This is a genomic window from Lewinella sp. W8, from assembly GCF_004375085.3.
In the GTDB taxonomy this organism is placed as follows: Bacteria; Bacteroidota; Bacteroidia; order Chitinophagales; family Saprospiraceae; genus Neolewinella.
The window spans coordinates 160327-174978 of record NZ_SNAQ03000010.1; the positions used below are offsets into that span (position 1 = coordinate 160327).

A 14652-nucleotide genomic window follows, 5' to 3' on the forward strand; every position below is an offset into this window, starting at 1 on the left:
ATGGCCTATCTTCCGGCATCGTTCATGTGATAAATTCAGACCACCTTGTCAAACACATCAATCTCCCGGGGTTTTTATGCCACCCTGAGTCTGCCGGCCACGGCCATGGGGTTTGCCCTCTGCGTTCAGATTGCCGCCCTGAGTTGGATTCTCAACACGAAGTATGGCCTCAACATTGAGGAGATTGGCTACGTGTGGCTGGCCGGCCCGGTGGCCGGCATCCTTGGTCAGGTGATCATCGGCGCGATCAGTGATAACGTCTGGCTCTGGGGAGGGCGTCGCCGTCCCTTCATCATCATCGGCGGTACCCTGGCGGCCCTCATGATCCTGGCCCTGCCCTACCTGGACGTGATCAACGAAACGTTGGGCATCGGGAGCATCATCGGCGTGGCGATCACCGTGGCCCTTACCCTTGACCTGGCCATCAACGTCAGCTTCAACCCCGCCCGTTCCATCATCGCCGACGTGACGCCCGCGGGCGATCCCCGCACCAAGGGCTACACCTGGATGCAGACCATCTCCGGCTTTTTTGGGGTGCTGGCTTACCTGATCGGGGCTTTCGTCAGTAATTATTTCCTGATTTATACCGGGGCGGTAATCGTGTTTGTCTTTGCCGTCATCCCGCCCTTCTTCATCCGGGAACCCCGGGAGCTGGAAGGTGAGGCACCGCCCGAAAGTCCGGAGGTGCTTGAAGCCCTGGTGACGGACGTCGGGGAAAATCCCGGGGCCGAAAACCGTTCCGGGGAGGGCAACGATCGCCTGGCGCCCAACAATACCGACTGGACGGCCTTCCTGAAAATTTGCCTGGCCCACGCCTTCACCTGGGTGGGGGTGCAGACGATGTTCATCTACACTTTCGCCTACATCAAGGAAGTGATCATGGGCTACGAAACCACCGCGGAGCTGACTGAGGCCCAAAACAATGAAATTGGTTTCAGCATCGGCATTGCCTTCGCCATTCTGAATACGGTGGGTTTCCTGCTGCCCGCCCTCGTTCTGGAACCCGTCGCCGAACGGATCGGCCGGGTGCGCACCCACACCATCGCCATTGCGGTAAGCGCGCTGGGCTATCTGCTCATCGTTTACCTGGGCACCAGCGTCACGTCCTTCTTTATCCTGATGGCCGTCGTCGGGGTGGGGTGGGCCGCCATCGTGAGCTTGCCGTTCGCCATTATGTCCGAAGTCGTGGACCAACGGAAAATGGGGTTGATGATGGGACTGTTCAACCTCTCCGTCGTCCTCCCGCAAATTGTCGCCTCAAACCTGGGGGGATTCATCGAGGGGTCCGCCGATAAGACCAGCATTTTCTGGATCAGCACCATTACCCTTGGCGTCAGTGCCCTGCTGTGGTTACTGGTCAAGGAGCAATCTAGGGGCGTGACCCCCGGCAGAGCACGAGGGCGCAAGCGCGCAGGTGCCGTGTCCGCCGGTGGGGGGCATTGATGGTCGGTAGTGCTCCTCGTAGCCGCCGAGTGAAACGAGCTGCTCCAAGGTGTCGAGAAGCTAGTTCAACGAATAGCATTCATCGAAAGCAGATTCTTTCGTCGCTACGCCTACGGTCTTCAATAAACCGCAAACCATCGCCCGTTGCACGTCAACAGACGCTGATTACCGAATAACCAGTTTACGGGTTTCGAAACCCGCCCGGAGCAGGTACACGCCCGGTGGTAAACCTTCTACGGAGAGGCGATCTCCGTAGTCGGCGGGCCACGAGAGTAGTTGCTTGCCGCTCAGGTCCAGTAGGGTGATGGGGGAGGGATCATCTTGCCAGATCACCCGCAGGTCCCCGCGGCTTGGATTGGGAAATACCCGGAAGCTGCTCGGGCCGAATTCAAGGCCCACCACCTCGCTGTAGGTGAAGCTTCCGTCCAGATCTTCCTGCCGCAGTCGGTAGTAGTTTTCTCCCGCTAAGGGGGTGTGATCCGGAGCAGTGTAGGCGTGCTGCCCGGGGCGGTTCATGGCCGTTACCCGGCTGATGGCGGTCCAGTCTTCATCGGCCCCACTGCGTTCCAGCACGAAGTGACTGGTCGCAACCTCCTCGGCGGTTATCCAGGAGAGTTTGGCCCATTTGTCGTCCATGTTTTCCCCCCGGAAGGACAGTAATTCCAACGGTAGGGCTGCGGTCAGTTCGCCCTCCGTTACGCGCAGAAACTGATTGGCAGCCACGTCCGTAGCGGATTCCGTGAAGCCGTTTGGCCACCGGATGACCAGACTGTCCACACTTACTTCGGCACCCAATCCGAAATGGGCCGTCATGCTGTTCATGATGCCGTAGCCTTCTCCGGAGCGGACTTCCCGCACCTGAACGCCCCAGGGACCGAAGATTTTAATCTTCGCCCCAATGCCGTTCACGTTACAGTTCGTACCGGTGAGGAGGAGCTTCAAGTAATTGTTGCCCGTCCGTTCGTTGATGAAAACCCGGTCGGGGTTTCCGCTACTCGGAGAATTGTACCCGCCGGCGTAGCCCACGTAGAGATCCATATACCCGTCGTTGTTCAGGTCTCCGGAAGCGGCACTCTGGAACTTGCTGAGGTTGAAGGTCGGGAAAGAGGTTGCGCCGCCGGGGAGGAGGGTGAAGGAGGTTCCTTGCTGGTTGTAGTAGATGCGACTGCCCACGCCCCCATAATGAGTAAGTAATAGGTCTACCCAACCGTCGTTATCAAAATCTTCGAAGTTGCACTGGATTCCGGTGGCGCCGGGCACGAGGATGTCCGTCAGCTGCATGGCCGCCGTTACGTCGGTGAAGGTGCCGTCGCCATTGTTGCGGTGAAGCTGGCTGAGTTTGTCGTGGTTAACGATGAAGCAATCGAGGTCGCCGTCGTTGTCGTAGTCGCCGAAATCGGCGGACCAGCTCTGGGCCAGGGGCAGTAATCCGATACTGCCCGCAACGTTCTGGTAATTGTTGTTGCCGTCGTTTTGCCACATCTGGTTCATGCGGGTTCCGGCCATGGGGTTGCTTTCCCCCAGGCGGCATTTGCTCAGGTACATGTCGAGGTCCCCATCGTCGTCGTAGTCGGTCCAGACGGAAGCGTAATTCCCGGCGTGGTTGGTACCATTGGTGGAGTAGGGCTCGATGAGTTCGGGGGTATAGGTGAGAGCGCCGGTGCCGTCGCCCCGGTAGGCGCGGGAGAGATTGACGTCGTCGCAGGCAAACAGATCCGTATGGCCGTCGTTGTCAATGTCCGCGAAATTGACGCCCTGCAGGAAGCTTACCGTTTCGATGACGTCAGCGGACTGGTATCCGGGGGCGGAACCCACGCTCCGGAGCAGGGCCAGATCATTAAATCCACCGGTAATGAGGTCGTTGAAGCCGTCTTCATTCACGTCCGCCACGGCCAGCCCCCACTTGCCGGACCCCGCCAATTGCCCGTAGGGCAGGCTCGCAAAGGGTAGGGTGGTCGTTTGATAGTCAATGGTGAGGGTCCGGGCATTATCGAGTCGGACGAGGTCATCAAGGCCGTCGCCATTCATGTCCACCACCCCCATGGCCACCCCACTGGAAACGTTGGTGTTGCTCAAATAACTTGTCGTCTGGTCGGAGAAATAGGGCTGGGCGGACAGCAGGCTGGTGCTGAACAGCAGGCATAAGAATGTACGTAACAAGAGCGTGATTTCAGATAGTGAGTGTGTAAATGGGGGGCACACAGGGCACCAACTCTAAAGGTAAACTATTGCTCAGTATTCAACCGGTCGCTGGCGGACAAATCCCCGGAAACGGATAGACGACAGCACCCGCCAAATCCTTTCCCGTAACGAAACTACCTGGTCAGACATAAAGGGGCAGTCAAACGGACCGTTTTCCACGGCCCCAAATGCATCACTCAATATCCCTTATCATGAAAAAATTGTTCTCCTTACTTACGCTCCTGATTTGCTCCGGCATCCTGCTGGCGCAGAGCACCACCCTCAACGTCACGATCACTACCGGTGGTGACGACCTGCGCGGTGGCAAGGATAATGCCAATCTGGTCGTGCTGTTCAGCGATGGCCAACAGCAGTACTTCCGCAACATCAACGGCAGCCAGCGCTGGAAGGATCATACGCCCTACACCGTACGCTACACCGTGCGCCGGCCCGCTTCGGCCATCCGGGGAATCCGCCTGGAAACCACCGCTTCGGGGGGCTTCAGCGGAGATAACTGGAACGTCAACGGCATCAAGGTGTGGGCCACCGGGTCCGAGCGTTCGCGGGTCCTGCTGGACCGAAGGGGTAACCATCTGGTGCGCTTTACCGGCGATAACCGGGTGGAGGAATTCATTTGGGGAAGTAGTGCTCCGGTAGCGGCCCCGGCAAAATTTACCAACTTCGTTCCGGCGCGTCACGGCTTCAAGTTCGTGAACTCGTTTACCAACAAGATCGTTGGCGACATCGAAACCAAGGGCCTGTGCGGGGGGATGAGCTACGCCGCGCTCGATTATTACTATTCCGGCATGGCGATTCCCCGCCAGTCGAGTCAACCCGCCGTGGGTACGGCGCTCCGCAATTATTTACTCGACCGGCAGGTTAAATCCCTTACGGACAACGCCGACAAGTGGTCGGAGCTGATCGGCACCAACTTTGCCGGCAACCGGGACCAGGAATTCTTCAACTGGGGACTACAGGCCGGTTCCGGCCGCCTGGGCGAATTAATGAGCGCCATTGACCGGGGACGCCCCGTGCCGCTGGGACTGCAAACCACCGGAAGTGGTCCGTTCAGCCACCAGGTAGTGGCCGTCGGCTACAAACTTGGCCGCTACCAGGGAGACCTGGGCGCCCACAAAACGGACGTGGAAATCTATATCTACGACCCTAACTACCCGAACCAACGGCTGACCCTGGTGCCGGACCCCGCACGCCGCTGTTACCGCATCAAGGAAAAGCCCCACTGCTACTGGCGGACTTACTTCGTGGACAAGCGCTACCGGGCGCAGCGCCCGGGTACCCGCGCCGCCCGCAAGAAATAAACCAGCCGGGGTTAAATGAGTCCGGGGCCTCCGTCACCATCGACGGAGGCCCCGGCTTTTTTTTGGGTAAAGCTTAATCCTTTACCACGATCAGGTAGCGGCGCTTCTTGCCGTTTTCGATCATAAGGTACCGATCGTGCAGCAGGTCTGAGGAAGTAAGGGTGGCGGCTTCGTCGGTCACTTTCTCCTTGTTTACCGAGATGGCGTTGCCCTGAATGGCGCGTTTGGCTTCGCTTTTGCTGTTCACGATGCTGGTCAATTCGGACAAGAAATCGATCAGACTCGGGGCTGCCGCCAGCGCTTCGGGACTGACTTCAAAGGTGGGGATGTTACCCCCCAGGGAGCCCAGCGTCTTGGCGTCGAGGGCCCGGAGATCTTCGGCGGTGGCACTACGCCCGTAGAGCAGGTTGGTGACCCGTTCGGCGGTGGCCAGGCCTTCCGGACCGTGCACCCGCAGGGTGATTTCCGCGGCGAGCGCCTGCTTGATGGCAATGATGGCCCCGTAGTCTTCACCGGCCTCTACGGTGGCGGCGTCCGCCAGCACCTCCTCTTTGGACCGGAGGCTGAAGTACTTCAGGTACTTGGGGATGTCTGCATCGTCGGAGCGCACCCAGAACTGGTAGAAGTCGTAGGGGCTGGTCAGGTCGGGATCGAGCCAGATGTTTCCCTGGGCGGATTTGCCAAATTTGGAGCCATCGGCCTTGGTCAGCAGTGGCGTGGTTACGGCGTAGGCCTTTTCCCCCAGGTTGCGCCGGATGAATTCGGTGCCGCTGGTGATGTTGCCCCACTGATCGGAGCCCCCCATTTGCACGGTCACGTCCTGCTCCTTGAGCAGGCACTGAAAGTCGTAGCCCTGCAACAACTGGTAGCTGAACTCGGTGAAGGACAGTCCGGACTCCAGACGATTCTGGACGCTGTCCTTGGCCATCATGTAGGACACCGTGAGGGTTTTCCCGACGTTGCGCAGGAAATCCAGCACGTTCATGTCCCGGTAGAAGTCCAGGTTGTTGACTACTGAGTAGTCTTTTCCTTCCTCCACGGCCATACTGGAGAACTCGGCACCCGCGATCGCGCCCAAATTATTGGTCAGCAGCCGGTGCATCTGCTGGGCCTGAAAGGACAGGTTGTTGTCCAGTTCCTCGTAGGATTTCAGCTGACGCTCTTCGCTTTTCCCGCTGGGGTCGCCGATGCGGCCCGTGGCGCCGCCGAAGAGTACCACCGGATGGTGACCAGCCTTGGCCCACAGGGTGAGCAGCATGATCTGGACGTAGTTACCGATGGTCATGGAAGGAGCGGTAGGGTCAAAGCCGATATAGGCCTTGCGCGGAGATTCTGCGAGGTGATCTTCGATTCCCGGGGTGAGCTGGTGGAGCATTCCACGCCATTCCAGTTCTTCGATAAAATCCATGGGGGCTACGTTTAGGGCGGATAACGGACCTGGGGTGTCCTGGGTTCCGACGGAAACAAAAAATTTGCGCAAATATAGTATTCCAGATTTGACTTCGTTTACCAGACGGGAGTCCTATTCCTGTTGTCCGGAGTTCACCGCTTCCCTCCCTGTCCATTATCTTCGCCTCCGACATGAACCTACCCCTTTATCTGGCCCGCGGAGTTGCCCGGGGCGGCACCCAGTCCATCTCCCGTACGATCATCGGCATCGCCGTAGCGGCGGTTACTATTTCCATGGCTACGATGGTCCTGGCCAGCGCCCTGGTGAATGGGTTCAAATCAGAAATCTCCACCAAGATTTTTGGCTTCTGGGGCCACATCCACATTACGGCGGATGCGGCGAGCTACGGCATCCTGGATACCTACAATTTTCCCATTTCTAAGGACCAGGATTTTTACCCCAGCCTGGATACGACGGGCCGGGTGACACTGGAGGGTTTTGGCTCCAGCCTGGGGCTGGATGCCGCCGAGCCCCAAACCAGTAAGGCGGGGATCAAACACATCCAGCAGTTCATCGTCATGCCGGGAGTCGTGTCCGTTTACCAACCCGGTGAACGCCTGCCCACCCAGGAAGCCCTGATTCTCAAGGGCATCGCCGAAGACTACGACTGGGACAGCTTCGGCCGCTACCTGGTGGACGGAGAGATTCTGCGCGTGGACCCCGACTCCACCAGCCGGGGGATCGTCATCAGCAGCATCACCGCCGACCGCCTACAGCTGGCCCTCGGTGACCGCATGGACTTCGCCTGGCTGAACCAGCGGGGTGAAAGCCGGGTACGGGCATTTCAGGTGACGGGAATCTATAAAACGGGACTGGAAGAATATGACCGGCAGTTTGCCCTCGTGGACATCAAACAACCCCGGGCACTGCTGGGCTGGCGTGACGATCAGATCGGTGGGTTCGAGGTAGTACTGGATGATATTGCGGACCTGGAACTCTTTTCCGAGTACATCCACTACGAGGTGTTGCCCCAGGACCTGTACGGTGAGAGCCTACGGAAAAAGGTCAGTGAGTTGTTCAACTGGCTCGATATCCAGGACTACAACTTTGCGATCATCCTCGCCCTGATGGTCATCGTGGCCATCATCAACATGATGACGGCGCTCCTCATCCTCATCCTCGAGCGCACCAACATGATTGGTACCCTGAAGGCGCTGGGGCAGAGCAACTGGAGCATCCGTCGAATCTTTCTGTATTACGCGGCCTTCATCATTGGCTTCGGCCTGCTGCTGGGCAACGGCATCGGCCTGTTGCTGTGTTGGGTACAGGACACCTTTGGCGTCGTCCGCCTCGACGAAGCCTCCTATTATTTATCCGTCGCGCCGATTGCCATCAACTGGTGGACGGTACTGGCCATCAACCTCGGCACCTTCCTCATCACCCTCCTCTTTCTCGTCATTCCGAGCTATCTGGTGACCCGCATCGAGCCGGTCCGGGCCATCAGGTTCAAATAATTCCGGATCAGCCTTTGGGCCCGGCGGGCAGGTGCACGGCTTTTTTGAGAAGAGCAAAGTATTCTGGTGTCGCCTTTTGCCGAAAGGCGACCGGGAAATGTATGAGGCGAGATGCGGTTATTGCGCCTGGCCCGAAGACTCTGGGTGCTGGGGATATTTGAATCTTTAGTTGTGTGCGGGTATGGTTTCCTTTCGGCGAAAGGAAACACCAGCTGGTGTCGCCTTTTCCCAAAAGGCGACCGGGTGATGTTCCTTCTGTTGGCAGATTTTGGCTAAGTGTACCTGGGCCTGAATTTCGAGGTCTTTGAATTTCTCCTGATGCGGATGTGGTTTCCTTCCGGGGAAAGAAAACACCAGTTGGTGTCGCTTAAAATTTAATAATTTAGGTTCAGAGCTAGGTATTTGTTTACGGGCATTTCTTTAGGCCGTTGGAAATCAATAATTTGTGAGGCTTACTTTTTATTCACCTATCGGACCCTAATTATGAGACAGTTTAAAAACCATGACATCACCCGTGATCCAGTACACGTGATTTATCGATTGGAGAATAGCATTCCACGACAAAATTTGATTAGGCTTAGGGAAGCATACCAACAAAACTTACTTCAATTGGAAATAGGTGATAATTCTTTTCAAGACCAATATTCTCAACCTCCAATGGACAAGGAGTCTAGGTTGCAAGAAGAATTTCAATTAAGGTACGATCAGGAATTGCACACCATTAATCAAGGGCCGCATTTATTAGCGAATTTAGAGATCAAAAGAATCATTATTGACGATTGGATTCATTTTCAATCAAAGGGGGTTTTGGAAATTTATGCTATCTCCGTAATGTCTAATCACGTCCATGTTCTCTTAGCTAGTTGTAATCCTTGGGAAAGAATCGATTTCAAAAAATTTATGGCGTCTAGAAAGAGGTTTACGGCAAGGAAAATAAACCAGGTTCTTAAGCGGAGGGGGAAACTTTGGGCAAGGACCTCTTTTGACCGTACTTGTAGAAAAAATCAATTTGGGACAGTGTTTAACTATGTTATCAATAACCCCTTGAAGGCTGGACTTACTAATGACCCTATCTCTTGGAAAGGAAATTATATAAATCCGAATTTCTTATAGGTTTTCCCATGCTCAGTGCGGGCGTGGTTTCCTTTCGGGGAAAGGAAACACCAGGGTGGAGTCGCCTTTCGCCGAAAGGCGACCAGGTGATGTATTCTTTTGAGGGAGATTTTGGCTAGGTGTGCCTGGGCCTGAATTTCGAGGTCTTTGAATTACTCCTGATGCGGGTGTGGTTTCCTTTCGGGGGAAAGGAAACACCAGGGTGGTGTCGTCTTTTCCCAAAAGGCGACCGGGAAAAGTATGAGGCGAGATGCGGTTATTGCGCCTGGCCCAAAGACTCTGGGTGCTGGGGATATTTGAATCTTTAGTTGTGTGCTGGCGTGGTTTCCTTTCGGGCTTGCCCGACTGGCGAGACGGGGAAAGGAAACACCAGGGTGGTGTCGCCTTTCGCCCAAAGGCGACCGGGTGATGTATTCTTTTGAGGGAGATTTTGGCTAGGTGTGCCTGGGCCTGAATTTCGAGGTCTTTGAATTACTCCTGATGCGGGTGTGGTTTCCTTTCGGGGGAAAGGAAACACCAGGGTGGTGTCGTCTTTTCCCCAAAGGCGACCGGGAAAAGTATGAGGCTAGATGCGGTTATTGCGCCCGGCCCGAAGACTCTGGATGCTGGGAATATTTGAATCTTTAGTTGTGTGCTGGCGTGGTTTCCTTTTGGCGAAAGGAAACACCAGGGTGGTGTCGCCTTTCGCCCAAAGGCGTCCGGGAAATATATGAGGCTAGATGCGGTTATTGCGCCCGGCCCGAAGACTCTGGATGCTGGGAATATTTGAATCTTTAGTTGTGTGCTGGCGTGGTTTCCTTTTGGCGAAAGAAAACACCAGTTGGTGTCGTCTTTTCCCAAAAGGCGACCGGGGAATGTATGAGGCTAGATGCGGTTATTGCGCCTGGCCCGAAGACTCTGGGTGCTGGGGATATTTGAATCTTTAGTTGTGTGCTGGCGTGGTTTCCTTTCGGGGAAAGGAAACACCAGGGTGGTGTCGCCTTTTCCCAAAAGGCGACCAGGAAATGTATGAGGCTAGATGCGGTTATTGCGCCCGGCCCGAAGACTCTGGATGCTGGGATGTTTGAATCTTTAGTTGTGTGCGGGTGTGGTTTCCTTTCGGGGAAGAAAACACCAGTTGGTGTCGCCTTTTCCCAAAAGGCGACCGGGAAATGTATGAGGCGAGATGCGGTTATTGCGCCTGGCCCGAAGACTCTGGGTGCTGGGGATACTTGAATCTTTAGTTGTGTGCGGGCGTGGTTTCCTTTCGGGGAAAGGAAACACCAGGGTGGTGTCGCCTTTTCCCAAAAGGCGACCGGGTGATGTATTCTTTTGAGGGAGATTTTGGCTAGGTGTGCCTAGGCCTGAATTTCGAGGTCTTTGAATTACTCCTGATGCGGGTGTGGTTTCCTTTCGGGGGAAAGGAAACACCAGGGTGGTGTCGTCTTTTCCCAAAAGGCGACCGGGAAAAGTATGAGGCGAGATGCGGTTATTGCGCCTGGCCCGAAGACTCTGGGTGCTGGGGATATTTGAATCTTTAATTGTGTGCGGGCATGGTTTCCTTTCGGCGAAAGGAAACACCAGGGTGGAGTCGCCTTTTCCCAAAAGGCGACCGGGTGATGTATTCTTTTGAGGGAGATTTTGGCTAGGTGTGCCTGGGCCTGAATTTCGAGGTCTTTGAATTACTCCTGATGCGGGCGTGGTTTCCTTTCGGCGAAAGGAAACACCAGCTGGTGTCGCCTTTTGCCAAAAGGCGACCGGGAAATGTATGAGGCGAGACGCTGAAAGAAAACACCAGTTCCGTTACCGCTTCTCCGTAACCCGCTCAAACCGATCTTTATACTTTTTGCTTTCGGTGCCCATCCACTCGTCCCAGTAGGTGAAGTAGAGCCCGAAGTTGGTGCGGGCCTGTTTATGGTGCAGGTCGTGGTGGGTCGCTCCGATCAGACGGCGGAGCAGCGGGATTTTGCTCCAGGAGGCCGGGAAGACTTCGACGCCGGCGTGATTGATGGTGGCCGACAGGGTCATCAGAGCCAGGAGAAATAGAAAAATGAACGTCTGGATCGGTAGCACCAGAATAATGAGGGGGATGTAGATGGCCTGAATGATGGCTTCCAGGGGGTGAAAACTAAAGGCCGTGAAGGCGGTCGTTTCAATGCTTTCGTGGTGCCAGGCGTGCACTCGCTCGTAGATGCCGGGCAGGTGCATCCACCGGTGTGTCCAGTAGTAGTAGGTTTCCTGTAGGGCAAGAAAGAGCAGGGGGGAAAGCGGGAGCCAAATCCAGTGATGTTCCCCGGGATCGAGGTAAAGGCGGGTGTGGCCACGCTGCCACAACCAGAGCGTGGCGATACCCGCCACGGCAAAAACCACCGAAACTCCGGCGGCGCGAATAATCTCTTTCCGCATGATCGTCTGCCCGGCGGGACGGTCGTGAAAAATGCGTTGTTGCAGTCGGTCTTTCCAGTGCCGCCGGAACAGGTAATGATAAGCGCCGCTGAAGAGCAGGTAGCGAACAAAAATGATCGCGAACAGCAAACAACTCCAGAGAATGAAATCAGCGGTGGTCATGATATCAACGAAGGGGAGGAATTCCTACACTGCTAGACAAAGGATTGTTTCGGTTCCTCTCCAGCGTAGCGAAATGGAGAGCCCGCCCGGCCTGACTGCCAGTCGGACGGGGTTAGGAGAGGGAGAAACACATTTGTCTAGCAGTGTAGAGAAATTCACAGTTTTGGTGGGCAAAGATACTTCCGGTCGATAAAGATATTTTGCTAAAGCGGCATAGTTATGGGTAGAGGAGATAGGCTTGTCTCTGCTTCCGATAGGCTTCCAGTCCCGGCTGCCAGCTCTCCCGGATTTCTTCCGGCCGCAGGCCGGCCTGAATGGATTCCCGCAGCGAGGAGGAACCCGCCAGGAGGTCGAAAAAATCCGGACGAGAAAAGAGCTCAATGTTCTTGGCCTTCAGGGCCAGATGCGCTTTGAACAGCGGGGCGAGATCGATTTGCCCCCGTTGCCGCATGAGTTGGAGGTCAATTTTTTCCCCGTCTTCGCCCCGGCAACGCTGGCCCTCCAGTTTGGGGTATTGGCTGCCCGGACCGGGGGTGGGGGTGAAGTAGATGTCGCCAAAGGGAAACTCCGGGTGGCCGTACACCTGAAATTGTCGGTCGGTACCACGGCCCACCGAAACGACGGTGCCTTCAAAAAAGCAAAGGCTGGGGTAGAGGTATATGGCCCGTTGGTTGGGTAAGTTTGGCGAAGGTGGAATGGGGAGAACGTATTCGGCGTCGTGCCGATAGTTTGGCATGTCGATCACGGTGAGGTCCGCCGTGAGGTCGTCGGGCAGCCAGCCCTCGCCGTTCACCATGCGGGCGAATTCACCAACGGTCAGGCCATGCACCACGGGAATGGAAACAATGCCGACGAAGCTCTGGAACTCCGGTTCCAGCATCGGCCCGTCCACGTAGTGCCCGTTGGGGTTGGGGCGATCCAGAACCATGACCCGGGTTCCGTACCGGGCGGCGGATTCCATGAGATAGTAAAGGGTACTGATGTAGGTATAAAAGCGGGCCCCCACGTCCTGAATGTCGAAGATGACCACGTCCACGTCGGCCAGATCCGCCCGGCTCGGCTTTTTGTTTTTGCCGTAGAGTGATTTGATCGGCAGGCCGGTCTTGAGGTCGCGGCCATCGGCCACGAGGGCACCGGCGTCGGCGTCCCCCCGGAAGCCGTGCTCGGGGGCGAAAATCTTGACCAGGTTGAGTCCGCGGGCCTGGAGAGTATCCACGAGATGGGTACCGTTTTCCAGCGTGGAGGTTTGGTTGACGAGCAGGGCGATGCGTTGTCCGGCCAACTGGGGGCTCCACCGGTCCAGGTCATTGGCCGCGGGGTGGAAGGGTTTACTGGTTACTGGTTGCTGGTTGCTGGTTGGCTGGTTGCTGGTCGGCTCCTCAACCGATGACACGGCATCCTGCGCGCCGTCGCCCGCACCGCTATTGACACAATTTGCGGTAAACGCGACGAGAAAACAAAAAAATATAGTTACCTTGGCCATTCGGACACTTTGACGGTCCGCCTCACTCGGAAACGCAACCATGAAGAAAAAGGATTACGCGATCATCGACGTCGAAACGACCGGTGGGCGGGCCAACCGCCACCGGATCACCGAAATCGGGATCGTTCTCTTTAATGGCGAGCAAATTACCGAAACTTACGAAACCCTGGTAAATCCGGAAATGCGCATTCCGGCCGGCATCACCGAATTGACGGGCATTACGATGGACATGGTCAAGGATGCCCCAAAATTCCACGAAGTGGCCCGCCGGATCGTGGAGATGACCCAGGACCGTATTTTCGTGGCCCACAACAGCCGGTTCGATTATGACTTCATCCGGGAGGAATTCCGGCGGTTGGGCTACACCTTCAGCCGTAAGCAGCTGTGTACCGTCCGTTTGACGCGCAAGACCTTTCCGGGGCTGCGGTCCTACAGTCTGGGGAACCTGACCAGGCACTTCGGAATCGAGCTGAACAATCACCACCGCGCCCTGGCGGACGCCCGGGCCACCACCGAACTGCTTAAACTGTGCCTGGCCACCCCGGACTCGGATCAGGAGGTGAAACAACTGGTCAATCGCGGCATCGCTTCCACCAAGCTGCCGCAGAACATGAGCCTGCAGCAGATCGAGGATATTCCCGAAGACTGCGGCGTCTACTATTTCCACGACGACACCGGCCGGGTGATCTACGTGGGCAAGAGCAAAAATATCCGTTCGCGGGTGGCGCAGCACTTCAATGACCGCACCACCAAGGGGAAGTCCATTGCCCGCCAGGTGGCGGACATCACCTACGAAGTCACGGGCTCGGAGTTGGTGGCCCTGCTGCTGGAGAGTGAAGAGATCAAACGCCTGCAGCCCAGCATCAATCGGGCCCAGCGGGCCACGCGCTTCCGCTACGCCATCATTTCCTACCTGGACAAAAATGGCTACCTACGCTTCGAGGTGGAACGCAATACCGCCCAGTTGCGTAAGGAAAAGGATATCGTGAGTGAGTACCCCTCCCTCAGCCGGGCCAAGGGCCGGCTGAACTTCGTCCGTAAGCACCTGGAGTTGTGCGGGGAGCTGACCCAGACGGCGCCGAGCAGCTCCGCCTGTTTTTACTATCACCTGAAGCAGTGTCGGGGAGCCTGCGCCGGCGCGGAGGCGCCGGAAGACTACAACGCCCGGGCCGAAGAAGCCCGGCTGCACCTGCGCAACGTATTCGATTACGATTTTCTCCTCTTCGACCGCGGTCGCACCCACAATGAGGAAGCGGCGGTGCTGGTCCGCAACGGCCGCTACCAGGGTTTTGGCTTCGTCTCCTGCGAGGAAGCCCACGACGTCGAGAGCGTCCTGCGCTGCATCAAAACCTTCCAGACCCACCCGGACACCAGCCGCATCATCCAGCGCTTCGTCAGCGAACGGGGCGGACGCATGGTGGATCTGGAAACGGGCAAACGGGTGAGTTTGGTGTGATCTCCCCACTTTAACGATTTCTGGCAGCCGACCCTGTCCAGGGTTTCATCATGCTGAGATTTAACTACCTGGCTTGGCGGAGCCGCCCCGTAAGCTACCTTTCATCCAGTTAATATTACCGTTTCTCACATAGGTTGGCCACGGATTATTCCGGCCTTTACGTTGACCGGGGTATCTTTGGCGGGCAACACGCTGTTTCGCCCTTC

The 14652-nt window shown here is 56.5% G+C and carries 9 protein-coding genes; 5 read left to right on the top strand and 4 right to left on the bottom strand.

Going from position 1 to position 14652, the window contains the following annotated elements; translation table 11 throughout:
* The first annotated feature begins 45 nt into the window (after positions 1-45).
* Positions 46-1443, top strand: coding sequence for an MFS transporter (locus tag E1J53_RS12940; RefSeq protein WP_253931643.1), 1398 nt, complete (start codon positions 46-48; stop codon positions 1441-1443).
* A 165-nt stretch (positions 1444-1608) separates the two neighbouring features.
* Here the strand turns inward: E1J53_RS12940 and E1J53_RS12945 are convergent, their stop codons facing one another.
* Positions 1609-3603: an FG-GAP-like repeat-containing protein gene (locus tag E1J53_RS12945; RefSeq protein ID WP_134270759.1), complete on the bottom strand. Its 1995-nt coding sequence runs from the start codon at positions 3601-3603 to the stop codon at positions 1609-1611.
* Between the two features lie 233 nt (positions 3604-3836).
* Here E1J53_RS12945 and E1J53_RS12950 point away from each other — a divergent pair, with 233 nt between their 5' ends.
* Positions 3837-4943, top strand: a complete 1107-nt coding sequence (locus tag E1J53_RS12950; RefSeq protein ID WP_134270758.1) for a hypothetical protein — start codon at positions 3837-3839, stop codon at positions 4941-4943.
* Between the two features lie 73 nt (positions 4944-5016).
* Here E1J53_RS12950 and tyrS read toward each other — a convergent pair whose 3' ends face one another.
* Complete coding sequence (tyrS, locus tag E1J53_RS12955; RefSeq protein ID WP_134270757.1) at positions 5017-6351, bottom strand: tyrosine--tRNA ligase; 1335 nt, start codon at positions 6349-6351, stop codon at positions 5017-5019.
* A gap of 173 nt (positions 6352-6524) precedes the next feature.
* Here tyrS and E1J53_RS12960 point away from each other — a divergent pair, with 173 nt between their 5' ends.
* Positions 6525-7847: an FtsX-like permease family protein gene (locus E1J53_RS12960; RefSeq protein ID WP_134270756.1), complete on the top strand. Its 1323-nt coding sequence runs from the start codon at positions 6525-6527 to the stop codon at positions 7845-7847.
* 483 nt (positions 7848-8330) lie between these two features.
* Positions 8331-8960 (top strand): transposase, encoded by a 630-nt coding sequence (locus tag E1J53_RS12965; protein ID WP_134270755.1) that lies wholly within the window; start codon positions 8331-8333, stop codon positions 8958-8960.
* 1782 nt (positions 8961-10742) lie between these two features.
* Here the strand turns inward: E1J53_RS12965 and E1J53_RS12970 are convergent.
* Together E1J53_RS12970 and E1J53_RS12975 are read right to left on the bottom strand one after the other, a co-directional pair.
* Positions 10743-11507, bottom strand: a complete 765-nt coding sequence (locus tag E1J53_RS12970) for a sterol desaturase family protein (protein ID WP_134270754.1) — start codon at positions 11505-11507, stop codon at positions 10743-10745.
* A gap of 217 nt (positions 11508-11724) precedes the next feature.
* The gene (locus tag E1J53_RS12975; RefSeq protein ID WP_134270753.1) at positions 11725-12990 is read right to left on the bottom strand and encodes an exo-beta-N-acetylmuramidase NamZ domain-containing protein; all 1266 of its coding nucleotides are present in this window, start codon (positions 12988-12990) and stop codon (positions 11725-11727) included.
* Between the two features lie 40 nt (positions 12991-13030).
* Here E1J53_RS12975 and E1J53_RS12980 point away from each other — a divergent pair, with 40 nt between their 5' ends.
* A complete protein-coding gene (locus tag E1J53_RS12980) occupies positions 13031-14446 on the top strand; it encodes an exonuclease domain-containing protein (RefSeq protein ID WP_134270752.1) in 1416 nt (471 codons plus the stop codon).
* The last annotated feature ends 206 nt before the right edge of the window (positions 14447-14652 follow it).

Coding starts and splice junctions, on each gene's coding strand:
- E1J53_RS12965 (WP_134270755.1), top strand. CDS start 8,331: ATGAGACAGTTTAAAAACCATGACATCACCCGTGATCCAGTACACGTG.
- tyrS (WP_134270757.1), bottom strand. CDS start 6,351: ATGGATTTTATCGAAGAACTGGAATGGCGTGGAATGCTCCACCAGCTC.
- E1J53_RS12970 (WP_134270754.1), bottom strand. CDS start 11,507: ATGACCACCGCTGATTTCATTCTCTGGAGTTGTTTGCTGTTCGCGATC.
- E1J53_RS12960 (WP_134270756.1), top strand. CDS start 6,525: ATGAACCTACCCCTTTATCTGGCCCGCGGAGTTGCCCGGGGCGGCACC.
- E1J53_RS12980 (WP_134270752.1), top strand. CDS start 13,031: ATGAAGAAAAAGGATTACGCGATCATCGACGTCGAAACGACCGGTGGG.
- E1J53_RS12950 (WP_134270758.1), top strand. CDS start 3,837: ATGAAAAAATTGTTCTCCTTACTTACGCTCCTGATTTGCTCCGGCATC.
- E1J53_RS12975 (WP_134270753.1), bottom strand. CDS start 12,990: ATGGCCAAGGTAACTATATTTTTTTGTTTTCTCGTCGCGTTTACCGCA.